Source organism: Streptococcus sp. 11-4097, from assembly GCF_018215285.2.
GTDB lineage: Bacteria > Bacillota > Bacilli > Lactobacillales > Streptococcaceae > Streptococcus.
The window spans coordinates 1558681-1583262 of sequence record NZ_CP185262.1; the positions used below are offsets into that span (position 1 = coordinate 1558681).

General features: G+C 38.8%; 25 protein-coding genes, 1 tRNA gene and 1 pseudogene. All 27 read right to left on the bottom strand.

Annotated features, from left to right (window positions below):
• Positions 1–12 precede the first annotated feature (12 nt).
• Entirely contained in the window at positions 13–1290 is a 1278-nt protein-coding gene (gene essB / locus KB197_RS07760; protein ID WP_020902057.1) for a type VII secretion protein EssB, read from the bottom strand.
• The gene (locus tag KB197_RS07765; RefSeq protein ID WP_020902058.1) at positions 1291–1530 is read right to left on the bottom strand and encodes an EsaB/YukD family protein; all 240 of its coding nucleotides are present in this window, start codon (positions 1528–1530) and stop codon (positions 1291–1293) included.
• 65 nt (positions 1531–1595) lie between these two features.
• Positions 1596–2060: a type VII secretion protein EssA gene (gene essA / locus KB197_RS07770; protein WP_020902059.1), complete on the bottom strand. Its 465-nt coding sequence runs from the start codon at positions 2058–2060 to the stop codon at positions 1596–1598.
• 3 nt (positions 2061–2063) lie between these two features.
• Complete coding sequence (gene esaA, locus KB197_RS07775) at positions 2064–5105, bottom strand: type VII secretion protein EsaA (RefSeq protein WP_212573961.1); 3042 nt, start codon at positions 5103–5105, stop codon at positions 2064–2066.
• A gap of 69 nt (positions 5106–5174) precedes the next feature.
• On the bottom strand, positions 5175–5462 hold the full coding sequence (locus KB197_RS07780; protein ID WP_020902061.1) for a WXG100 family type VII secretion target: 288 nt from the start codon (positions 5460–5462) through the stop codon (positions 5175–5177).
• Between the two features lie 129 nt (positions 5463–5591).
• Positions 5592–5900, bottom strand: a complete 309-nt coding sequence (locus KB197_RS07785) for a hypothetical protein (RefSeq protein WP_020902062.1) — start codon at positions 5898–5900, stop codon at positions 5592–5594.
• A gap of 13 nt (positions 5901–5913) precedes the next feature.
• A complete protein-coding gene (locus tag KB197_RS07790; protein WP_020902063.1) occupies positions 5914–6228 on the bottom strand; it encodes a hypothetical protein in 315 nt (104 codons plus the stop codon).
• Positions 6209–7927: a cutinase family protein gene (locus KB197_RS07795; protein ID WP_212573960.1), complete on the bottom strand. Its 1719-nt coding sequence runs from the start codon at positions 7925–7927 to the stop codon at positions 6209–6211. Before KB197_RS07795 ends, KB197_RS07790 begins: the two co-directional genes overlap by 20 nt.
• On the bottom strand, positions 7920–8321 hold the full coding sequence (locus tag KB197_RS07800) for a hypothetical protein (RefSeq protein WP_033682137.1): 402 nt from the start codon (positions 8319–8321) through the stop codon (positions 7920–7922). Before KB197_RS07800 ends, KB197_RS07795 begins: the two co-directional genes overlap by 8 nt.
• Before the next feature lie 92 nt (positions 8322–8413).
• Positions 8414–9241: pseudogene (locus KB197_RS07805) on the bottom strand (cutinase family protein); the annotation flags it as partial.
• Entirely contained in the window at positions 9234–9659 is a 426-nt protein-coding gene (locus tag KB197_RS07810) for a hypothetical protein (protein WP_033682135.1), read from the bottom strand. The gene KB197_RS07810 and the pseudogene KB197_RS07805, both read right to left, overlap by 8 nt.
• A 390-nt stretch (positions 9660–10049) precedes the next feature.
• Positions 10050–10122, bottom strand: a tRNA-Thr gene (locus KB197_RS07815).
• Between the two features lie 97 nt (positions 10123–10219).
• Positions 10220–11005, bottom strand: a complete 786-nt coding sequence (locus KB197_RS07820; protein WP_212573959.1) for an ABC transporter permease — start codon at positions 11003–11005, stop codon at positions 10220–10222.
• 1 nt (position 11006) lies between these two features.
• On the bottom strand, positions 11007–11825 hold the full coding sequence (locus KB197_RS07825; protein ID WP_212573958.1) for an ABC transporter permease: 819 nt from the start codon (positions 11823–11825) through the stop codon (positions 11007–11009).
• A gap of 1 nt (position 11826) precedes the next feature.
• Positions 11827–12819, bottom strand: coding sequence for an ABC transporter ATP-binding protein (locus tag KB197_RS07830; RefSeq protein ID WP_212573957.1), 993 nt, complete (start codon positions 12817–12819; stop codon positions 11827–11829).
• A 283-nt stretch (positions 12820–13102) separates the two neighbouring features.
• On the bottom strand, positions 13103–13984 hold the full coding sequence (locus tag KB197_RS07835; RefSeq protein WP_001019001.1) for a class II fructose-bisphosphate aldolase: 882 nt from the start codon (positions 13982–13984) through the stop codon (positions 13103–13105).
• A 140-nt stretch (positions 13985–14124) separates the two neighbouring features.
• Entirely contained in the window at positions 14125–15453 is a 1329-nt protein-coding gene (gene vncS / locus KB197_RS07840; RefSeq protein ID WP_064276352.1) for a sensor histidine kinase VncS, read from the bottom strand.
• A complete protein-coding gene (gene vncR / locus KB197_RS07845) occupies positions 15450–16106 on the bottom strand; it encodes a response regulator transcription factor VncR (protein WP_064276351.1) in 657 nt (218 codons plus the stop codon). The genes vncS and vncR overlap by 4 nt, the downstream gene beginning before the upstream one ends.
• 142 nt (positions 16107–16248) lie before the next feature.
• The gene (gene vex3 / locus KB197_RS07850; protein WP_061087752.1) at positions 16249–17628 is read right to left on the bottom strand and encodes an ABC transporter permease subunit Vex3; all 1380 of its coding nucleotides are present in this window, start codon (positions 17626–17628) and stop codon (positions 16249–16251) included.
• Positions 17629–17913: 285 nt separating this feature from the next.
• A complete protein-coding gene (gene vex2 / locus KB197_RS07855; RefSeq protein WP_125386153.1) occupies positions 17914–18546 on the bottom strand; it encodes an ABC transporter ATP-binding subunit Vex2 in 633 nt (210 codons plus the stop codon).
• Positions 18547–18558: 12 nt separating this feature from the next.
• Complete coding sequence (locus tag KB197_RS07860; RefSeq protein ID WP_212573956.1) at positions 18559–19836, bottom strand: ABC transporter permease; 1278 nt, start codon at positions 19834–19836, stop codon at positions 18559–18561.
• 178 nt (positions 19837–20014) lie between these two features.
• On the bottom strand, positions 20015–20329 hold the full coding sequence (locus KB197_RS07865) for a hypothetical protein (RefSeq protein ID WP_042750402.1): 315 nt from the start codon (positions 20327–20329) through the stop codon (positions 20015–20017).
• Positions 20323–20739: a hypothetical protein gene (locus KB197_RS07870; RefSeq protein ID WP_064276348.1), complete on the bottom strand. Its 417-nt coding sequence runs from the start codon at positions 20737–20739 to the stop codon at positions 20323–20325. Before KB197_RS07870 ends, KB197_RS07865 begins: the two co-directional genes overlap by 7 nt.
• Positions 20727–22004, bottom strand: a complete 1278-nt coding sequence (locus tag KB197_RS07875) for a DUF2974 domain-containing protein (protein WP_064276347.1) — start codon at positions 22002–22004, stop codon at positions 20727–20729. Before KB197_RS07875 ends, KB197_RS07870 begins: the two co-directional genes overlap by 13 nt.
• Positions 22005–22063: 59 nt before the next feature.
• Positions 22064–22762, bottom strand: coding sequence for a hypothetical protein (locus KB197_RS07880; protein ID WP_064276346.1), 699 nt, complete (start codon positions 22760–22762; stop codon positions 22064–22066).
• Between the two features lie 167 nt (positions 22763–22929).
• Complete coding sequence (locus KB197_RS07885) at positions 22930–23607, bottom strand: hypothetical protein (RefSeq protein ID WP_064276345.1); 678 nt, start codon at positions 23605–23607, stop codon at positions 22930–22932.
• A gap of 135 nt (positions 23608–23742) precedes the next feature.
• Entirely contained in the window at positions 23743–24441 is a 699-nt protein-coding gene (locus KB197_RS07890) for a hypothetical protein (RefSeq protein WP_064276344.1), read from the bottom strand.
• Positions 24442–24582: the final 141 nt, after the last annotated feature.

A 24582-nucleotide genomic window follows, 5' to 3' on the forward strand; every position in this document is an offset into this window, starting at 1 on the left:
CCTTGGTCTACCTTAATTACTAGAGGAGCTGCTAGGGCTAGTTTTCTTCTCAGATGAAGGTTTGCTTTCAGAAGGCTTGTCTTGTGAACTAGGACTAGAACTAGTAGATGCATTAGAGCTAGAATCACTTGTTAATAGCTGACTTCGGCTATCCCAGTATTTCTTATATTCACTATCCAAAGTATTCAGTTTACTTTCACGATCTTTCCCTGACAACTTACCATCTTCCCGAACCTGCTTGATTTCCTGAGTCAAAGCATAGAGAATCAAGTCACTGTCGTTAATCCGTTTGGCAATATCAAGTGCCTCTTCAAAGCGATTTCGCCCAACTTGAATCCAATAAGTCAAATACAGCTCATCAGACTTGAGGGTTACATTATTCAGGATGACCTTCTTTTGTTCAGAAGAAAATTCCAATCCCTGAATATAAGAGAAGGCTAACTCATACTTCTGCGTATTAGGCAAGCTAGCAGGAGCAATTCCCTCTAATTCTGTAATAACCGCGCTATAATCTACTTTAATAAAAGCTGTATCCGCCTGCAACATCTTTTCTTTGAAAGGATTTTGCATGAAAATCAAATAGATAAGCGGAACGATCAACAAAACAACACTTGCTGTCAACCAAATCGTTGCCAATTTAAACACTCGGTGTCGTCTGCTTGGAACCAATACCAAATCCGCCTGTTCTTTCGCAGATTTCTCTACATAATACCGTTCCAAAATAGTAACTGCTGTTGCAATATCATCTGCCTGACACAGGTCATTTAAAAAGTCTGGCAAGGTCTCTAATTCCAAGGAACCATTGTAAAGGTCCATAAAGTCAAAATCACTAAATAGTGTTACGGTAAAACACTTAGCCTGACGTAGAAAATCTTCTGAGGATATTGATTGAGGAACCATCAGACCAGGAATTCCACGATAAGCAATCTTAGCCTGAGCATCTTTGGTAATAAAGAGATTTACTGGATGCAAAAGGAAGGTCACTGGCAACTCCAAGGCTCCTTCTAGACGAAAAACGTTTAGGGCCAAACGAATTCTCTCCGAAATGGTACGGCTCTTTATTTCTTCATAAGTCAAACCATGAGCTTCGACTTGATAGGAGAAGGTTACACTGTCCTCATCAGAGACCATCGATTGCTCCAAAAAGAACGGATGATGCAAATCCAACAGTAACAGTTCCCGTAAATCTTGACTCGCTACATCTGAACGCTTAAGGCTCAATTTCCAAGTTGTTTCATTTTTTTCATATACAAACGGCTGTTCGCCAAATATAAATTTTTCCTCAGTCACCTAAATCTCCTCTATCTCTACTAAATCCCCTGTTGTCATTGGATAATCAGATAGTTGTTTTCCTTCATCAATCAATAATCCTTTGTTGACAATTCTAAGTTGATATTTTTTTCTCTGTTTACCTGGAGTAAAAATCGTATCCACTTCTCGGATTAACCGTCGCACTTCAATCCGACTAGGAATGCGAATATCCACATCTTTTTCTTTCAAGCGTAGAGTAATATTGATATGTTGCTCCACTGTTTATATACCTCCTGTATATGATTTTGTTCTTACTAAGTTGTTAAGACGGACTTGCTAAAACATTATTCTATCCCTTCGGCCATAAGGCGATAACTCATCACAGCTGTAGCTACGAAAAGTAATAAAAACAATGATATATAGGCTAACTCCGGAAGAAAATCACTCAAACCATCTTTTTCTAACTGACCAATATTTGTTTGAAATTTAGATGTTATTTTTGAATTTGGCTGAAACAACTGCTCTGCAGGATTTTTTTTAACTGGTCCCTGTATAGCAGAAAACAGTTGGCCCCTTTCTGTGATCAACTGTTCCTCTTGATGCTGCTGCATGTCTTGCAACTTCTTTTGGGTCGCTTCGTTAAAAAGCTCCTTTGTTTCTTCAGATTGTAGACCAAAGTTAAGTCCCTCTTTTTTCTCAAGTCGAGAATCATCAATCTGTAAACGATTATCCTTCAAATCATCTGCAGCAGCCATTGAGACTGCTGCACATGCTACTAAGGTAAGAAGTAAAAGAATTATTTTTTTCATTTCCTATTCTTTCTCAGTTTGAAATACTTGAGGCCAAAATCTTCTTTCTTTGATAAAAATATTCATAACAAGTAATCCAGCTACGACAATCATCATTGCAATAAATGCTAAAATATTTGCCGGTTGTCCATCAAAATATCCTGAAAGGAAAGCTTCTAATATTGATAAAGCATTAAGATTTTTGATGAAGGCTGGGAAACCTGTTAGACTGGCAGTCGTCCCAATTGCATTTGATAGATAGACAAAGCTAATCATCATAAAGAAGGCGAGACCCATTCCAATTACTCGGAAATGTTTAAGTAATAAATACTGCCCTTGAATCAGTACCAAAGCAGCTAAAACAATTAGCAATACCCATGACGGTTGATATTCACGACCAACGTGAAGTTGAGCACTCGATACAATACCAACGACTAGACCAACTATTATAGCTAAAATAGATAGTAGGCCAACTGTCATAATATCTGTATCATGCAACTTGTCAAGCTTAAATTTATCTTTGACCTTACGGACAATATTTTGCGTTGCAAATAAATAGCCTGTAAAGAGACTAACAATTTCAAGTAAGAGAATCCATGTAAATGGACGATAAACGTTGACAGTCGCTTTTACCGAGGTAGAATTTTGCGCAACAGGGTTTGATAAAAAGTTAAGCAATACTTCGTTTGGTACCCCATTGTCATAGGCGTTATTCAGAACTTTCACGAAGGACTCTACAAAGTTACCATTCTTAGACAATTCTTCGTTAAACTGCGTCATCAAGGAGTCAGCATCTTGAGATAACTTTTCAGTACTTGTTTGAGCATTTGACAATTCACGATTGAACTTACCTAAAGTCTCATTTACAGACTCTGCAGCTTTGACATTGCTTTGAGAGGACTCCTTCACACCCTTAGTTTCTGATAAGAGAGCCGCATAATCAGTATTTAGGGTAGCCAATTGATTATTAGTATCTTCAAAAGCATCATTGCCTTTCCCTTGCTTCTCAACCAAATCCTTTAGCTTTCCTTCCAACTGCTCGTACAACTCTAACTGTTTCTTGATTTTTTTATTCAATTCTTGGTTGGTAGTCAAAACATCCTGCACATTTTTTTCTAAAACAGGCTTCAGAGTAGTCAATTCTGACAAAGCTTTATCTACTTTCTCTTTAGCACCATCTTTATCTTTATCGCTAGCAGGTGCAGTTAAGCTGTCTTCATACTTCTTCAGATTTGAACTAATAGCTTCGAACCAAATATCTGACAATGCTTTAGACACATCACTATTTTTTAACCCTCTGACGGTATCGTATGCTTTTTTTAGTGATTCTACCTTTTGATAGGCAGAGGCTATTTTCTGAACCTTTTGTCCGTAAGTCACTGCTGCTTGCTGAACGGCTGAGACATCTATGGGAGCACTGACTGCTTGAACATCATTCAAGGAAATATCAACAGTCTCTGGCTCCGCTTTTGGAGTTGGGCTTGGACCCCCAGTTGAACCTGTAGTCGGAGTTGGAGTTGGAGCTGGAGCTGCCTCTGCAAGACTATAGGCTACTTTGAAAGTCCCACCAGTCTTCAAATCAATTTCTTGGCCAAACTCAACTGGTGTGCCATCATAAGTGACCGAATGAACCGTCACTCCTGTTCCAGCCTTCCATGATACCTTAGCCTTTGTTCCTGTTCGTCCAACAGCACTTGTACTAGTAATTGCCTTATTTTCCAGATTCTTCAAGTCCGCCAAAGAAATCTCGTCGCTAGGCTCTTTAATCGTTTTTAAATCTGTATAGTTTACAGAAGGAATTGTGATTGGTGTTATACCAAAACCACTAAATTCTTTTCCACTAAAGTCTTCTTTTGGTAATTCTGAGATTGCAGAAACCAGCTGCTCTTTAAGAGATCCTTCAGCCTTCTCTAGGTCCTTGTTTGCAGCTTTATCCAAAAATCGACCGAGAGTGATATTATTCTTCTCACTTGTCTCATAATAAGCAGCTAATTTTTCATCGACAAAGTTACGAATATCCTTTTTATGATTTTCAAACTTGGTTCTTTCATCTGTTAGATTGGTCTTTAAACTATCAATCTCTTTTTTGATGTTTTCTGCTACTGTTTTATAGTAAGCCCCAACTTCTGGTGACGTTCCATCAGTGGATTCTGCTGTTCCATCTATATTAGCAGTCAGACTACCTTGAGCTTTAATTAATTCCTTATAAGTTTCAATTTGTCCCTTAACGTCTTCCCGACTCTGAGATATGAGCCCAGTGATAACATCCGCATGATTTTTCTTCTCAGTATCCCTATTCTTAAGCAGAGTGCCAAGCTTGTCACCATAGGCAATCTGTGAAACGTCATAACGACCAAAAATCTGAGAATAACTATCCAAACCTGTCTTTAAGACACCGTTTGCGTCAACAGAGGAACTAGACATACTGTAAAGAGTCGGGAAAATATTTTTAGAGTTAATTGCTGTTCCATATAAGTTTGTACGGTAGTTTCCGATATTAGTTGCTTGTATCTGTGAACTAGCTTGCACATTTTTTTGCGCCGTATAAAGATTGCTCAAAATACTCGCCATATACATGTCGACCAACTGACCATTCAAATCAGCAACAATGTCTTTTGCTAGTTTATTTGCATCATTTTCCACCTGCAAATTTCCTTGGGCATTGACCTTATAATTAATGGTTGTCTTATCAACATTGATACTGTTAATATCAAGTATTTTTTCAGAAAAGTCACTAGGAATTGTTAAAACGAGTTGGTATTTCCCACTTTCTAATCCGGTATCTGCTGCTCCACGAGGAACAACGGACCAGTTTTGTGAATTATCACGCTCGATGTTTTTTACATAACTAGCCCCCAAATTATACTCTTTTGTATCCACATAGACAGGCTTATCTTCATTTACAATAGCCACATTTAATTTGGTCTGCTGATTTACTTTCGCGTTATTCTCATTGTTAATTGTCGTATTCTTTTGAACAGAAAGATTCAAAAGAACCATCATCAAGAGCAACAATAGGGCTAGCAAACTACTCCCTACATATTTATATATTCTATTCTTCTTCATTTGCCTTTTAATCATCTCCATTAAAAAAAATAGGAAGGCTCTCGCCCTCCTAAAGCCACTTATAACAAATTAATGAATTTGTGATGCAAGTTCTTGGTCGTTTTGCTCAACGATTTCAGCAACTTTATACAATTGCGCATTGATTGCATCAAGTAAAGCTGCAAACTCTTCAATTTTTGGAGATAATTCTGTAAACTGTTGATCAAAGCTCTGAAAAGCAGCACCTTTCCAGTTCTCTCTAATAATCTCTTGTTCGTTACTCAATGTGCGAAGTACTTCTCTTACTTCTTCAGCACCATTAGTATATTTTTGAGCAGAAGTACGTAGTTCCTCTGTTGTTAATTGAATTAAAGCCATATTAAACTCCTTTAAGTTATTTTATAAGTTTATTATATCAATAAGTGTCACAAATTACAAGTGCTTACACCATTTTTTACTAATAAATTATCAAAAAAATTCTCTTGTATTAGATGAAGGGTCTATTCGTTAAAAATCCTTTTCCTCTAACTTTCGATAAAAGTTTTTATTCTCTTGGTGTCGAGCTTCCAGTACATTCTCTATACGATTCTTATAAAGTTGATGATAGCTATCTAAATTGTTCTCTATCTCAAAGATATATGGTTGAATTTCAGCAAAACTACTATCTCTACATGCATAGGAAAGCGCCTCTAGGAGATGATCCGTCTCCCTACTAAACTTGTGGAAATCATCATCCAAATCCATCTCCAAACGTTCTAAGTCTCGTAATTTACGATTATGCTCATCCTCTAGTTTCTGAAGTCCCTTTTTATCCATAACCAGTTTTCTCCTAGCTTTTGATCGGACTCTGTAAAGTAGGTGTTTGCAAGGTCTGTGTCAAGTAAGTTTCTGCAGCATCTGCAGCCTTTCCCTCAAATCCACCCTTAATATTGTTCACATAGGTCTTAGAAGCGTACTCTTGCATATCTGCGGCCGCTTCCTGCAACTTTTTAGCTAACTCAGCTCCTTTAGCAAGGATTGACAACTCTTTTGCAGTTACCAAGGCCCTGACTGCTTGGCGTTCTTGTTCCCTCATTCTTTCTTTGAAGGCTCTGTCGAGTTGCTCTCTTGTAATTAAAGTATCCTCATCCGTTAGGACTACCATTTTTTCCCCTCCATGTTTGCTTTACATCCGCCAATAGATTATTAAAATCTTCAGCACTATCTCTATCTATGGTCTCAAAGGAGCCACTAGCTTTGACCAAGCTCTCCCCCAGTTGCTGGATTTGTGTCAGGAAGGATGTTGCTGCTGTCTTCGTGTCACTAGCAACGCCTTCATCCCAAAAGCTTGTTGTATCAAAACCAGAAAGTAGATTCGTAACTTCTGAACTTGACAAGTATCCAACCATGTCAAACGCTGTCTGTCTTGTTTCTTTTATCAAGCTTTGAATCTCTTCCTTAGCATCTGAAAGTAAAGTTTTCACAGAATTAACTTTATCTTCCATATCAAAATTTGCCAATTGGGCTGCTGTCTGAAGTAGCTGAGCTCGAACCAAGATTCTTTGATTTCCTGAAAGATTGCCACTTCTCAGTTGTTCCTGGTAACGAGGAATAGCTTCTCGATCCCATTTTATAGATTCCTGACGAGCTTCTTCGACGATCTTACTATATTCAGTTGTAAAATTCTCGTAAACGCCATAACCAATAGCTGCCTTTATTTTAAACTCACCTCTCATAATGGAATTTAAAACATTGGTTGCTACATTTTCATCAACTCCTAATGCCCTGAGAGAATCCAAAGATGTCGCAATCAATCGAGCTAGCTTTTCACCTGCCCTGAGCAATTCTGGGTGAAAGTCCTCAGAAGCGGTCAACAAGTTCCCCTTTCCATCCGATTGGAAAACACCAAAGTCATGGGAGCTTTCCGGATCAGAAATCTGGGTATAGTACAAGGGGACAAGGACATTTACTGTACCTACGGGTTTCTTGAGGGGTTCATCGGAATCCCCAGGTAATTTAGTGATTGTGTGCTCTCGATTAAGCGTACCCACGATATCAAAAGGATTGACATAATACTCTATCTTTTCGCTAATCTTTTGGATTTTCTCATCGCTGAGACCCATTTTCTTTAAACTCTTTGTCGTGTCTGGACCGTCAAAGAGGACTACTTTGCCGATTTTCTTCAGTTCTTCATCAGTGAGGCCAGCTATCCCTTGCGCAGAGACAATGGTTCCTAGGGAGTGACCTGTGATGTCCATCGTAGCTTGCGGAGCTTTTTCACGCATCTCTGCGATTTTAGCTTTCATACCTGCCGTCGCTAACTTGGCTTGCGGGGTATGGATGTGGTTGAGGGCAAACTTCGCATCGTTGTCTATCCAATCGTTCCAATTTTCATAACTAATGGCATCACTTCCGCGGATAGCCATATAAGTTTTCGTAGTATCTTTACTCAAGGTTGGCGTATCCGTTAAGTAGTAGGCATTGAAACCAGCTTTCTCATCCGTTAAAAGTCCTTTTTGATAGAGTTTGGTTCTGTGGGGTTCCTGCCTCATACCGTTCGTATCAGGAACAGGAACTGTTGTGATTTTATAAACATCGTGTAAATCAGGATCCGGCTGCAAGTATACTTTACCGCCATGAGGAAGTTTTTTACCTCCAGGGGTGATTTCCAACTTCTTCGTAATCTTATTATAAAACTCCGCATCCTTAGAAAAATCAAATTCAAGAGATTGACCCGAGTCTAACACATCCCTATCGTATTTCTTTTGAGACTCATAAGGAAATTTAACCGGTCTCCCCAGATAAGCTGACTGTGCTAAATTCGCATAAAAATTATCAAAGGTTTTTAAATTACTATTAGTCAAAAATCCTTCCCCCCACTCGTAAATAATTGGCTAAAGCCATTGAATTAGGAATAATTTTATCATTCTCAATATCAAAAGTAACATTCCAAGAGGAGGACTCAATATGATTAAAACTTCCATATACATTTACAATTTCCCCTCCCCCTTGAGGGGTTCCATTCCCAACCTTTTCCCACCTAGTTTCATCCCAATCAACCTGAACAGATTCAATCTTTGAATTTTTAGATTTTACAAACTCCTTAATCTCCTCTTCATGCTCCTTCAAATAAGCCAACTGCTTGGCTCGTGGACTAAGAAATACTCCTCCGAATAAATTTGTTTTCTGTGCCATCCATGCGCCTCCTCCAAATACTACAAGGGCTAAAACCAGCCAAAGCAAGATACGTTTTTTCATGATTATCCTCCTTAAACGTGGATTCTAAACCTATTATATCATGAATGTAAAAAAAAATACTTATATTAAGTATAGTTGTTTATTCTAGATTACCCAGGTAATTTGGCAATGGTGTGTTCTCGATTAAGCATCCCCACGATATCAAAAGGATTGACATAATACTCTATCTTTTCGCTAATCTTTTGGATTTTCTCATCGCTGAGGCCCATTTCCTTTAAGCTCTTTGTCGTGTCTGGACCGTCAAAGAGGACCACTTTGCCGATTTTCTCCAGTTCCTCATCACTGAGGCCAGCTACTCCTTGGGCAGAGACTATGGTCCCTAGAGAGTGACCTGTGATGTCCATCGTAGCTTGCGGAGCTTTTTCACGCATCTCTGCGATTTTAGCTTTCATTCCTACTGTCGCTAACTTGGCTTGCGGGGTATGGATGTGGTTGAGGGCAAACTTCGCATCGTTGTCTATCCAGTCGTTCCAATTTTCATAACTGATGGCATCACTTCCGCGGATAGCCATATAGGTTTTCTTGGTATCATTAGTCAAGGTTGGCGTATCCGTTAAGTAGTAGGCACTGAAACCAGCTTCATCATCAGTTAACAGTCCTTTTTGATAACGTTTGTGGTGAATATCCTGCCTCATCCCATTCGCATCAGGAACTGGTATCGATGCGACTTTATAAGTATCTCGCAACTCAGGATCTGGTTGCAAGTAGACTCTACCATTATGGGGAAGATGTTTACCTCCAGGGGTGATTTCTTTTACATTACCATCCTCATCCAACATATATCCATCATTTGAGAAATCAAATGTTTGTACGTTCGTTGAACTATTTTGAGGAGGAAAATTACTTGGGCGAAAAGTGTAGGCAGACTGTGCTAAATCTGCATAAAAATTATCAAAGGTTTTTAAATTACTGTTAGTCATAAATCTCCCATACATTGCCTTTCAAAACTCTTATCGGTTGCATTTCAGAAATTCTATCAATAAGAGGTGAACTTTTTTCATCATGATCCAAAGGAAATCCAAGAGTAAAACTGCTAAACTTGATATTATTTATCCGACCTTCAATGGTTAGAATATCCCCGCCACCTTGAGGAGTTCCATTTCCTATCTGACCAATTTTCATACTATCCCAATTAAACTGAACGCTTTCAACCTTAGGATTTCTAGACTTTATAAAGTTAGCCATCTCCTCTTCATGTTTCTTCAAATATGCCAACCACTTTCCCTTTGGACTAGGATCTACAATTTCACCAGATACATTTATCTCTTGTGCCATCCATACGCCTCCTCCAAAAATTACAAGGGCTAAAACAATCCAAAGTAAAGTACGTTTTTTCATGAATGTTCTCCTATAACATGTGAATATAGCCATATTATATCATGAATGTAAAAAATTTTTTATCATGAACCGCTCCTCAAAGCTTAACCAAAAATCTAACGCTCTCAATATCTGTACTTTATCAGTATTTTGTTTGAAAAAATTTTTCTATAAAATTCCTTTTACACTATCTTTCCAATAATTCCTATAATAAGAATCAAAGAAATATCTACAAGATTTGATTCTAAGGTGCTATCCCATCTTTTTCATTCATTTAGACTAACTGCAATTGAATTACATCTTATTGCTTCTTTTTTTCATCTAGTTTAACACTCTAGGGCTAGCTTCAATGCATGTTCCTAACATATAAAAAAGCCCTGTCCCAAGACAAGGCTTTGAGCTTCTTCACTTTGCCGATTACAGGGATTGAACCTGTGACCTAGGCTTTACGAGTGCCTTGCTCTACCAACTGAGCTAAATCGGCGATTACACTTACAGTATACTATGAGGATAGATGTCAAGAAATTTCCATCTATATTAGAAAAAGCCTGTCCGAAGACAAGGCTTTGAGTTTCTTCAACTTAAGAACCCGCACTTTCGTAGGCATCCAAGCCCCTATCCCAGAGTTTAAGGGAAATGACAAAGAAAACAAGGGAAATCAACATCAAACCTCCGATGTTAAAGATTACATCCTTGTCCTGCAAGAAATAGCTAGCAGGATAATAGGCCGTAAAGGCAAATGGCACGATAAAGCTAATCAACCATTGAAGGAGCGAATTGTAAATCGAAATCGGGTACTTAGCAAAATCATTAAACATATAGAAAATGTAAATCATGGCGCCTGACTGCTTGGTCCAAAAAGCGATACTGGCTGTCGCGATTTTCAAGGAAGTATAAATCAAGGTCGCAAAAGGAATGCATGCTAGGAAAAGCAGGAATTTTGGAAGAGTCCAAGCAATGCTGGTCACAGTTGTTGCTAGTAAAATACCCCCGACCAAAAGTTCTCCCAAGGCATCAATCTGAAAAGTCTCAACTAGGATATGAAAGAGAGGATTGATGGGACGAGTCAGATACTTGTCAAACTCACCTTTTCGCACCAAGCGCTGTCCCAGAGCCCAAAGATTGTCAAAAAAGAGATGGTCAAAGCCCTTAGGAATCAAGGAAAATCCATAGATAAAAGCAATTTCTTGAAAAGTCCAACCTTCCAGGGATGGGATGTGTTGAAAGATGACATTAAGAAACAAGAGGTTCAAGCCTTGAGTCAGAAAAACTCCCAAGACACCAACCACAAAATCTACCTTGTATTCCATGATTTGCTTGATGTATTGTCTGATAAAAATCAGATGCATGCGTTGATATTTTTTCATACTAACCTCCTTGAATGGTGATAAAGGACTGGACTCGTTTCCAAATCAACTGAGACAAGCCCACCATCACTAAGAGCCAGAAAAACTGCAAAGCGAGCGCCTGAAGAATCTGATTGGCATCGTATTTCCCAACGATAATCATGACCGGAGTGTAAATCAAGGATGAAAAAGGCAGGAAGGACAGAATATCTGAAACGATCTTGGGAAAGAAAGCCAAGGGAATCAAACTTCCAGACATAAAAGCCACTATGGAAGTCTTGAGTAGATTAGAACCCCATAGATTTTTAAACACAAAGGCAGAAAATCCAAAGCAGATATTAAAGAAAAAGTTAATCAGATAGGCCAGCGTTAAGCTAAAAAGATAAAGGACAGTTAATCCCAGCACTTCTACAATCCCTTGCCCAGATAAGATTTTCATCAAAACAATGACACTTAAAAATGGAAGGCCAACGCTGATAAAAATCAACCACTTGGACCCCAGTTCGGTGAAAAGGTAAGAGGCTGCAAAATGCACTGGTCTCAACAATCGCATGATAATGGAACCATCCTTGACCTCCTCCCCAATCATAAAGGACGAATCTGACCTAGTCAGAAGATTGGTCACAAAACTCATGATGATGTAGAGTGTGATATCTGCCATACTGAAGCCCTGAATCAAAGACTCCTGCGAGGAATCAAAGACAGCCTTCCAGAGATAAAAAGCCACAAAAGCCCCCATGACATCGCCGATTCGATAGAGAATAAAGTTGACTCGATAGGTAATCAACTCCTGAACACCTGCATTGATAAAGGGTTTATAACGTCTCCACAATTTGACCATCTTAGAGCTCCTTTCGATAGAAGCGACGGATAATATCCTCGATATCTGTATCCACCATCTTCAAATCGCGGATCTCAAAATCAGACAGGGTTTGCTTGATAATGTCGGCTGATTGGTAGCGAGAACTATCGAATTCAATGTTGAGACTATTCCCCTGTCTATCAATAATCATATCAGGCAGGCCTTCATAGTGAGAGACAAGATGACTTTGATCTGGTAGCAGTTCAAAGGAGAGCGTCTTCATCTTGCCAAATGTTTCCTTGAGCTGGCTAACCGTTCCATCAAAAATCTCCTGCCCCTTGTCAATCATAAAAATTCGATCACAAAGTTGCTCAATGTCGCTCAGGTCGTGAGTGGTCAAAAGAATGGTGGTTTCTTCCTCCTGATTGATCTGAGTAATAGCCCGACGAATGTTATCCTTGACCGAAACGTCCAAACCAATAGTCGGCTCATCTAAAAAGAGAACCTTGGGATTGTGAAGCAAAGAAGCTGCAATGTCCGCACGCATGCGCTGTCCCAATGAAAGAGTCCGCACGGGGTCCTTGATAAAGTCCTTCAAATCCAAGACTTCATTCAAAAAGTCCATACGCTTATGAAAGAGCGAGTCTGGCACATCGTAAATCTCTTTCAAAACCGTGTAGGTTTCTTGAAGCGCCAAATCCCACCATAGCTGGGTACGTTGTCCAAAAACTACGCCAATATCTTTTACATAATCTTGACGATTGTCCTGGGGAATCTTGCCGTTAATCCGACAAAAACCAGATGTCGGTTTTAAAATCCCTGTCAGCATTTTAATGGTTGTCGACTTCCCAGCACCATTAGCCCCGATAAAGCCTAAAATTTGTCCTTTTGGCACCTCAAAGGTCAAATCCTTGACCGCTTCAAAGGTCTGCTTTTCAGGATGAATAAAGGAGTGCAAAGCCCCCTTCAAGCCCGGTTCCTTAACAGTCTTCACAAAATTTTTCTGAAGATGTTCCACTTCTATCATTGCCATATCTATCTCCCTATTGTAAGGAATAACAACATTGTATTGTTGACTACAAATATTCTAAATCCTTACTTTCTACACCTTCTACATTTTATTACTACAAAAGGCTTTATACCAACCTATTATAGTCTAATAAAAAATGGAATGCAAGCGTTTGCCTAAAGATTATAAAATTAAAGATTTTTCTCATAAAATGATAGTTTAAATCCAATATTCTGGCTTAATAGTTTCCTTAAAATGCCAAAAAACCCACCCAATGGGCAGGTTTCATCTGTATCATTCAGCTAGATTAAGCTTTACCTTCTGAACCGAATACGTCGATACGTTCTTCAACTGATGCTTGGATAGCTTTTACACCGTCAGCCAAGAATTTACGTGGGTCGAAGAGTTTTTTCTTGTCGTATTCTGCTTCGTTTGCTTCGTAGTCACGAGCAAATTTACGAGTTGCGTTAGCGAATGCAATTTGGCATTCAGTGTTAACGTTAACTTTCGCAACACCAAGTTTGATAGCTGCTTGGATTTGCTCATCAGGAATACCTGATCCACCGTGCAATACGATTGGGAATCCAGGAAGAGCTTCTGTCAATTTTTGCAAGTGGTCAAGGTCAAGACCTTCCCAGTTAGCTGGGTAAGGACCGTGGATGTTACCGATACCAGCTGCCAAGAAGTCGATACCAGTTTCAACCATTGCTTTAGCGTCTTCGATTGGAGCCAATTCACCTTTACCGATGATTCCGTCTTCTTCACCACCGATAGTACCAACTTCAGCTTCTACTGAGATACCTTTAGCGTGTGCTTTTTCAACAACTTCTTTAGCCAATTTAAGGTTTTCTTCAACTGGAAGGTGTGAACCATCAAACATGATTGAAGTGTAACCAACTTCGATACACTCAAGTGCATCTTCGTAGTGACCGTGGTCAAGGTGGATAGCTACTGGTACAGTGATACCCATTGATTCAACAAGGTTAGCGATCAAGTTGCGAGCCACTTTGTAACCACCCATGTATTTAGCAGCACCCATTGAAGTTTGGATCAAAACTGGAGCTTTTTTAGCTTCTGCTGCACGCAAGATAGCTTGAGTCCACTCAAGGTTGTTTGTGTTAAATCCACCAACTGCATAACCGTTGTCACGAGCTGCTTGGACAAATTTTTCTGCTGAAACGATTGCCATTTTATCAGGCCTCCTGTATATTTTTATGGGTCATCCCATTTACATTGTTCATTTTATCACTTTTTGACAAAAAAATCTAGTTTTTCCCGTAGTTTCGATTGAATTTCTTCTAGCTCCATCTATGTAAACCCTTTCTCTCCCTAGTCTTGGGCGACTTTTGGAAAAACTATAAAGAAGGTTAAACGATTCTCTTGCATTTCAAAATGATAAGGTAATTTTTCATGTTCTAATAAACTCTTGACAACAAAGAGTCCCATCCCAGACCCCTTAGCCTTGCGACTAGCATTATCAGAAAAAGATTGGGCTAGTTTTTCTTGTTCTTCTGGACTACAGCTATTTTCTATAAAAAGTTCACCTTCTCTTTCTCCAATGCGAACCAAGCCACCTGGAACAGAGTGCTTGATAGCATTGCTGATAAGGTTAGAAAGAATCAACTTCATAACTGATGGGTTTAGATAAGCCTGCTGACGGGTCAAGCTATTGTCTATCTGGAGTTTTCTATCCTTGGCTAGCAAGGCATAATCCTTGACTAGACTTTGCGTCATCTGGAGCAGGTCAATTTTTTCCCTATCATCTCGTAATTCCTGTACAGACGAGAGAGAAAGTATCTGGAGAACGTGATGATTGAGCTCATCCACAATCCCCAAGGCAACTCCCAGATAGTAGTCTCTATCCTTATAACGACCAATATTTTCCTGCATATTTTCAATCAAGATTTTGAGACTTGCCAGAGGTGTCTTCAATTCATGAGAAGCGCCCCGTAGGAATTCAACCTTCATCTTTTCCAGCTGGAGAATGGCTTCATTCTTGTCATGCAAGTCCGCAATGACAGTCAAAAGATGTTGGTAGAGGCTATTGATTTGTTCCTTGAGATCACCAATTTCGTCCTTAGAATCCACGCGCAAACGCACTTGGGCATCTAGCTCCATCATCCGACGGGTTACTTGCTTGATTTCCAAAATCGGTGCAACAATAGTCCGTGCATAAATATAGGCCACCAAGAGAGAAATTAGAAAGGATGTCAGCAAGGTGTAGGGGAGAAATTGGAGACTGATTTGCTCCGCTTCCTTTTGCAAATCCACGGAAGCTAAAAATTGCAGAGTCATGGTACTACCATCTTGCGTTTTCACCTCGCGCTCCTCGATAAAGAGAGAGGTTGTCTGGCGGTCTGTATCCAGAGGAAAACTGTCCTTGACTTCTAACTTGTCCTCGGTCATCTCGCCCTTGACAGCCCCCTTGATATCACTAGTCTGGGAATATAGGTCTAACACTTGCTCAATACTCTGCCTATCCTTACCTTCTAGGGACTGGGCAATGGCTGTCGCTTTCTGGCCAATGCTTTCCTGCCGATGACTCAGATAAGTCGAAGGAAAAAGAAAATAAATAGCTAAATGAAGACAGATGACCAGAACACTAAAAATCGAGAAGGTGTAGATAAATATCTTTGTAAATAAACCTGTTCGTTTCATTTTCGCTCCAATTTATAACCAACATTTCGTACAGTGAGGATGCAGTCCAAGTCTAACTTTTTCCGCAGTTCCTTGATATAAACATCAATGACACGGTCAAAGGGAACCTCATCTGTCACCTTCCAGACGGCATCGATAATCTGAGAACGAGTCAAGGCCCGTCCTTCATTTTTTACCAAGTAGTCAAGGATTTCTAACTCTTTGGCATTGATGGCTACTTCCTCTCCTGCTAGACTGGCACTGTAGCTTTCAAAGTCCACCTTGGCAGCCTTATAGGAGAAGACTCGTCCTGTATCGTAGTAGCGCTTAAAAATCGCATCTACCCTCACTTTTAAGAGGGAAAGGGAGAATGGTTTTTCCAGATAGCCATCTGCCAGAGAGGCAAAAGCACTCATCTTGTATTCCTCATCTTGAAAGGCTGTCAACATCAAGACAGGGACCTGGCTGGTTTTACGAATCTCAGCTAGGACTTCTAGGCCATTGAGCTTGGGCATCTGGATATCCAGTAAAACCAAGGCTACTTCATAGCTGGAAAATTGCTCCAAGGCTTCTTGTCCGTCCGCCGCCTCAATGGTTTCATAACCACAATCCATCAAATAATCACTGACCCCCTCACGGATCATCTCTTCATCTTCTACAATTAAAATTTTCATAGAAAAAACGTTTCACATTCCTTTAAATTTCTTGTAAATTATCTCAGTTTCATCCAGAAAGGAAGAGGCCTTATCAAGATAAAATAGATAAAAATGCTACCTATATTATACCCCATTTAGGGGAGAATAGGTAGCAAGTTTGTTATTCGCTATCCAGCAGAAGTTCTTTTGGTTGTTTTCTAAGGAGATTGCTTGAAGCAAGCGCCATAACGAGAACCACTAGAACCAAGGCAAGGACAAAGACGATGATAAAGTCCGATGTCTGAATGGAAATATCTAGGCTCGACAAGGTCTTGCTAAAGCCATCTACTTCTGCACCACCACCAAGGTTAGAGGCTTGAGCAGCCTTGCTGGCTTGCTTGGCAACACCTGAAGTGACATTGGCAAGAACAGTATTTCCGATTGCACGCGCTGTGTAAGTAGCTAAGAAGTAAGCAGAAACAAGAGCAGGGATGGCAATCAAGATGGATTCAGTGATGAATTGACCCAAGATACTTGCCTGCTTGAGACCAATAGAGAGGAGAATACCCACTTCCTTGCGACGGGCATTGATCCAAAGGCTGAGCAAGAGGGCAAGGAGAAGAACTGAGAAACTCAAGCTACCCCAGAAGAGGAGATTGGCCATCTTGTACATACCAGAAATGGATTGCTCAAGAGCTGGGTAGTTAGATGAGCTCTTAACGAGTGTATAGCTCTTCCAGTTGATACCACTGATGCCATTCAACTCTTTCATAACATCATCCAAGTTCTTGTCCGCTGTTACAAAGAAGGTTGCATCCCCATAAATGGCTGTGTCTTCTGTGTATCCATATAACTTAGCGGCCGTATGTATGTCTGTGATAGCTGTGTTTTCATAGAGTTCTTGTGAATAGGTTACTGCAGACTTATTGTGACCATCAAAGAGTCCCTTGATTGTCACTTCGACTGTTTCCTTGGCTCCTTTTTCATTGTCTGCATCGTAGATATTAGAGTCTAGTTTGACCTTGTCCCCTACTTTCCAGCCGTGTTTGGCTGCCAAGTCCTTGTGCAGGAGTATCTTGTCCTTGTCATCGTTGGTTAGGTGCTCACCTTCGACCAGCTTATAAGAACCAGAGACAAACTTGTCTTCTTTAGAGGAGTCATTGACACCTGTAATCATCAAGCTACTTCCAAAATGTTTGGCACGGTCAGGTGTCAGATTTTTCTTGGTTTCTGGCGTTTCGATGAGTTCATAGCCAGTCAAATCCCCAATAGCGTTGATGCGTTTCACATAAGACTCAATGGCCTTGTTTTCGGTGATTTTTTTGATATCTTCACCCTTGATATTCCCAGCACCACGTGGCGTTCCTTGATTGACGCGACGATTGATTTGCATGGAGAAGCTGTTGGTGATATTTTTAAAGGTCTCCTGAGAAGCCTTGGCAGTAGCTCCCTTGATCGACAAGCCGACCAAACTCAAGCTCGCCATGAGGAGAATAATCAGGAAGATGACAATCGATTTGAAAAACTTCCTTGTAACATAGGCAAATGCATTGTGTAACATAGGTTCCCTTTCTAGATTTTGTTCTATTTAAATGTCTTATAACTTATATAAAATAATTTTTTACTATTTCCCTTAGATTGTGCGGACGGGAGCAACTTCCTATAGGAATTTCATCCCTAATTTTTGAGCCACATATCTCAAAAATTCCGGTCTAGATAATAACTTTGTTATTATCTAGACTATCACTACTGCGGGAAATAGTTGTTAATGACTCACTTCGTTTATTATTACTATACACGTATCTGGTTACCAACTAATACTATTTTAAAGTTTAATAACTAGATTCTATATTTCAGTCAGTTTCTTATCCTTCAACTCAAGTGTAATATCTGACGCTTGTGCCACTTCTTTGCTGTGAGTTACGACGATGACACATTTACCTGTTTTCTCGGCAAGTGATTTGAGCAGTTTGATAATATCTCCAGCAGTTTTAGGATCTAGATTTCCAGTTGGCTCATCAGCAAGAATTACTGGAGCTTCTGAAACCAAACTACGAGCAATGGCAACACGTTGTTGTTGACCACCTGATAACTGGAGAACATTCCGCTTGATCTGACTTTCATCTAAACCAAGCTCAAGCAGTGTATCCTTGCTTGCCTTTTTGTTGACCAAGCGGATATTTTCCAGTGGAGAAAGATAATCTATCAAATTATAATTTTGAAAGACCAGGGAAATATGGTGCATGCGATGGTAAGAATAGCCCTTCTTACGAATGTCTTCTCCTTGGAAAAGTATGGAACCTTCAACAGGACTATCTAGACCAGCAAGTAGGGACAAGAGTGTGGATTTCCCCGCTCCTGACTCCCCAATAATACTGTAAAATTTCCCGGGTTCAAAATTATAATTGATCTGATATAGGACTGCTTCAGCAGTGTTCTTATAACGGTAGGTAACATCTTGTAATTGTAATAAAGTCATGATTTCTCCTTCTTAACTAATAGATGATAAAATTTCTTTCGGCGATTTTCTAAATAAGAATAGGAAACAAAGGGCTACAGATAAGCAACTAAGCAGAACTAGAAAAACATAGGATTCTGCAAAAGATAGGATGCTGGCTGATAAACCGCTTGCTTTAACTAGTGTGTCTTGTAAGGCTGTCTGATCTCCACTTGCTAGTAAGGTTTGGAGTAGGTAAGTTGTGATTACGTTTCCTGCAACAAATGCTGGAAGCAAGGCACCGAGAGATACCAAAACCACCTCTAAACAGAATTGTAGGAAGATTGAGCTCTTGCCTTTTCCAAGTGCCAGTAAAATCCCCACTTCGTAGACCCGTTCTCTCAACCAGAGAGATAAAACCAGAATTAAGGCTCCTGCTCCAGCTATCAACATCCCATAAAGGAAGATGGTTAGGAAGGTTTGGAAGGTTGCAACTGAATCCTTGATTTGTTCAAAGGCCTTGTTTTCTTTCTCAACTTGGTAGCCGTTATTTTCCAAAGCCAAATTTTCCACCTGCTTCAAGAGTCCGTCCATTTCCTTAGGATTTTCTACATAGAAGCGAGCTGCAGTGACTTGAGGTTCACCATTACCCAAAAGGCTTTGGCTACTTTCATAGTCTGTAAAGACCTGGTTTTCACTGAAGTCTGAAGACAATCCTGTAAATTTCTCTTGTTTTTTACCAGAAAAGATGCCGACAATCTCAAACTCCACTGTTTGCCCTTTGCCAGCTTCTGACTGTCCAGCATCTAAAGCAATCTTGTCATGAAGCGAAAGACCGTTCTTCTTAGCCAACTCTTCGTGGATGATGATTTTCTTTGAATCCCCTTTTTGAAGGTGTCGACCTTCTTTTAGATTGAAAGCTGAACTGGTAAAGGTGACATCCTTGGATGAATCCTCAAGAGCCGTTAAGCTAACCAAGTTCTTGTCCGCAGCTGACAAATCATCACGCTCCACGCTCTGCTCGCCACTCACTGCTTCCTTGTCTTTTAGTTTTGCGACCGTCTCGAGTTCAGGAGAAACAGTTTCCAGTCCCTTAATCTTGCTTACAGATGCTAGGTCTGACAACTTGAAAGTCTGCCCATTCTCTATCTTCTTAATAGAAAAAGAGGTATTGAGTGATTTGTAAAGATTGGTTTCAACTGTTTTGTTGGACTTCATCAAAGTCAAACAGGCTGAAATTCCAGCCAATAGGACCAATAAAATCAGAAATAAAATAAAACTTCTCAGTCGTTTTCTGCTGACATAAGCCCAAGCTCTTTGGATTGGATTCATTTGTCACCTCCATATTTGTAAGACTATTATAAAATCCAAATATGAAATGTTTATGAAATACAAAAAAAGAGCAAAAATTTTTTGCTCTACTTGAATTTGATGAAAACAAAAGGCTCTATTATATTTGAAAAAATATTTGCAAGGAGAAGTCGCGAAGGAACATGTTATAGTCAAAGCACTATTTTTTCTTTTTCGGATTTAAATCTTCAAAAGAGTTACTATTTTTACTAACAGCCTCGCTAATTGCTTTTTGTCCTAAACCATTAATTGAGCTATCCATTTGTGCTGCTAAAGTCGTTACAGCTGTCTTATTTGTCATAGCAAGAATCCCTATCTCCTCATCGTACTTATCTACAATATCTTTTCTACCTGATATTATCGGAGGAGCACAAAAGGCTTTGATAGCTGCCCTTTCCAATGTTTTTTTGATTTCTCGTCTGGCTGATTCTGACATAGGTCCAATCAAAGCATCTATCACTAAATCCACTAGCATTTTTTCTGCTCCCTTTCTAACTCATATAGTTCTCTTCTTCGACTATAACTCTCTTCTAACTCTTTTTCTAAGCGAGAACGCTCTTTTCGGTACTGAGTCTGCAATTCTTCATCTTTTGCCTCTATTTTAGCATATTGACGAAGATACTCACTCCTTGTCTCAACTGCATAAGATTCTAAGAGTATCAGAAATTGGTGGCGCTCTCTCTCATCTCCAGAATTCTTTCTACTAAAATCATAAGCAATGTTTTCAAATTCCTCATATAATCTGGTCAACTGAGAACGATTATGATCTAAACTCTCATAAGATTCTCCTATTTTCTTCTTAGCAGTTCTATAGTCATCCTCCAAAGACCAAAGTCCCTCTTCTTGCTTTTTTATTTTAATTTGAATTTCTTCTAGTTTGTCCATTGATTAATATCCCTTGCCAAGCTTTCATCTCCTTCAACTGCTTGTTCAACACCCTTCTGAATATTCGTTTCCAAATCTGTAAAAGCTTTTACAATCGCAGCTGATTTACTTACTTTTTTATCAAAATGTCTCTGAGTCTCCCCCACAATACTATCATACGTTACCCCAGCTTCCGCATAGACATTCTCTATCTCATCATAAGTTAATTCTGTGACGAACCAAGGAACTTCCTTACTTTTATCGTAGAGTGTTTCAGCATCTGCAACTGCTTTTTTCGCCACTGCCTCAATCTCACTGTGTCCGTTGCTGACACTCTCTGTCATTGCTGTCGCAACAGCTGTTGCTTGGACGCTGTCCAAGAAAAACATCTCATGGCTACTTATACTACCATCGGATAAAAATTGAGTATTCAACTGCTTTAGAAGTCCGTTTTTGACACCTTGTAATTTCTTCAGGGTCTCATAGTTCTTCTTTTCAAGTTCAGTCATCTTCTCTGGGCTCTGTTTTTCCAAAATATCCTTGATTTGGTTAATTTGATTTTTATCACCCGTAATATCTGGATCAAGGCTGTGCCCACCAGAGTTTTCAAGGAGATAATCCTCTCCCAAATATACTCCCAAAAGAGGCATAGATATATTGTTAAGAAAGTCATCTTGAGTACGGATTCGTACTACTTGACCTGTGAATGTCTTTTGTTTATTGATTATCTTCTCCCTTGCCGAATCCCACGGAGTCAGATAATCTATGATTTTATCTTCAGATTTGATAAGACCTTCTAAGTAGAGAGGCGCTGAGTTATATACCACAGTACGGGGAGCGTTATACTCTAAGGCCACCCTCTGAGCGATGTTCCCTCCTAAAGAATGTCCAGTTAGAGTAATATTATCCCCATATCTCTGTCGAATCCTTTCGTAAAATGTGAAAGCTTCATCATAATGAAAACCGAGCGCCATGGCTATACTACCGACATCTGTAGCGACATCCTTGGCTATATCCGCATTAGGATTCGTTCCTGTATAGGCTATAATCACCTCTCCACTATCCTTATCTAGGAAGGCTGTACCACTTGTGCCAGTGGAATCATCATAAAAATCATCTAGATATTGGAGGTTGGAGGGGATAGTCTTATCTTTTTGAGCACCTATTTTCTTATCTAAAATTTGTTCATCAGTTGCTCCTCTCCACCTTGCATTCTCAAATTCATAAGTCAGATTCGCTGCATCCAGAGTTGGAATTCCACTGTTAACTGATTCTTTTTCACTCATTCTTTCGCATGCTCCTTATTTATAATCAGGTCAATCAGGATGTTTTAAATGTTATCAAATTAATTAGAAACACTATTTCTATCATCTATCCAACTTGAAACTATCTCACTCATCCCATCATTTGGGTTGTCCTTAAAAGCAATATTAACATTCAATCGATAACCTTTTGTATTATTATAAGATTCCGCTCCACTTATTGATAAAATGTGTTCTCCATTTGAATTAAGGAAATTATTTATTGTAGAGTCATCACTAATATAATAGATTTCAAACACATTGCGATTTGAAAAATATTGAAACTTTTCAAGCTTCATTTGAGATAAAACATCTCTATTCAAACTTAATTTTTGGAATAGAAAACCTTTATAACCCCAAATTTTTTCCACTACCTCATTGTTAGAAAATATAAATTGACCATCTTTATATTCTACATCAACTTGGTCTTTCACTTCTTCTTTATATGGATCGGTAGAGATTTGTATAGTCTCTATCTTTCCTTTTATAGTTTGATTCTCTGCATCTCCATCTAAGGAAACTACTGTTCTGAGCGAATCCTTATAGAATGTTTGAGTAATATTGAACCCCTCCGGAAATTGCTTAAACAAGTCAAACAGATTCTCGGTTGAATAAACACGACTGACCTCAGAGACTTTATTCTCAATCCATTCTCGGCTGTTCTTATTTTCTCCACACCCTGCCAATCCTATCATTATCAATCCTCCTAAAAGTACCATTGTGAGAAATATGCGTTTTTTCATAACCCTCTCCTTACTTATGATATTCAATAAAACAACTAATCATAGTTCCCTTATAGTATACCATAAAAGCAATATTCCCTTGCATTCTCAAATTCATAAGCCAGGTTCGCTGCATCTAGGGTGGCAATACCACTATTCGCTGTATCCTTTTTACTCATACTTCTCTCCTAATTCGATACTCTCTCCTTAAAATAATAGCCATCATTAAAATCAACAGTAACAGAATAGTAATAAAAGTCATCTAACCTCAAAGAACTACCAAATCCTAGCACTGTTTCAGCTTGTTGCTGTTTATTAAAATATTGGTTAATCGTTGTGTTTTTAATAATATAATCTATATCAAAAGAACCATTATTTCCGTTAAAATGTTTGTTTTTTAATGATAATTTACTTAAAAATTCTTTATCTATACCAAGTTTTTGAAACAAAAAACCATCAAACTTCCATATTTTTTTAGCGGTTTCTTCATCAGAAAAAATAAATTTGTTGTCTACATATTGAACACTTACTACCACTTCATCGCTCTTTGGTGCATCTTCCTTCGCTGGGCTTTTAGCAAGAGTACCCGTTATTGTATGCGAAGTCGCATCACCTTTCAGCTTAATTTCTGTAATAGAATTATCGGGTCCATCACTTTTCTCTTTAAAATAGACCTGCTCAATCTCAAACCCCTCTGGAAATTGCTTAAACAAATCAAAGAGATTTTCAGTTGGATAAACTCGACTAACCTCAGATACTTTGTTTTCAATCCATTCTCGACTGTTTTTATTTTCTCCACATCCTGTTAATCCTATCATGATCAATCCTCCTAAAAGTACCATTGTGAGAAATACACGTTTTTTCATAACCTTCTCCTTATTTATGATATTCAACAAAATAGCTAACCCTAATTCCCTTATAGTATACCATAAAAGAAACATTTCCTTGTATCTTACTCAAATTCGTAAGTCAGATTAGACGCATCTAAAGTTGGAATTCCACTATTGGCCATTATATACCTCCGCATTTGATACCGTTTCTCTAAAATAATAGCCATCATTGTAATCTAGTAAAATTGAGTAGTAGTAATAACCCTCGTTTTGTAGAGAACTTCCAATCTCTAGTACGGATGTTTCAGAATCATTTTTATGAAAATAATTATTAACTACTTCGTTTTCTGTAAAATATAAAATACTAAAACCATTTGTCACGTTATTATACGATTTCTCTTTTAATCTTAACTTAGAAAATTCTGTTTTATTTAAAGTCAACTTTTGAAATAAAAATCTGTCAAACTTCCACATTTTTTTAGCGGTTTCTTCATTAGAAAAAATAAATTTGTTGTCTACATATTGGACACTTACTAACTCCTCTTCGCTTTTGGGTGCATCATCCTTCGCTGGAATTTTAGCAAGAGTACCCGTTATTGTATGCGAAGTCGCATCACCTTTCAGCTTAATTTCTGTGATAAAATCGTCAATTCCATCACTTTTCTTTTTAAAATAGACCTGCTCAATCTCAAACCCTTCTGGAAATTGCTTAAACAAGTCAAAGAGATTTTCAGTTGAATAAACTCGACTGACCTCAGAGACTTTATTCTCAATCCATTCTCGGCTGTTCTTATTTTCTCCACATCCCGCCAATCCTATCGTTATCAATCCTCCTAAAAGTACCATTGTGAGAAAAGTGCGTTTTTTCATAACCTTCTCCTTGTTTATAATATTCAATAAAATAGCTAACCCTAATTCCCTTATAATATACCATAAAAGAAACATTTCCTTGTATCTTATTCAAATTTGTAAGTTAGATTCGCTGCATCCAAGGTCGGCACATTACTATTT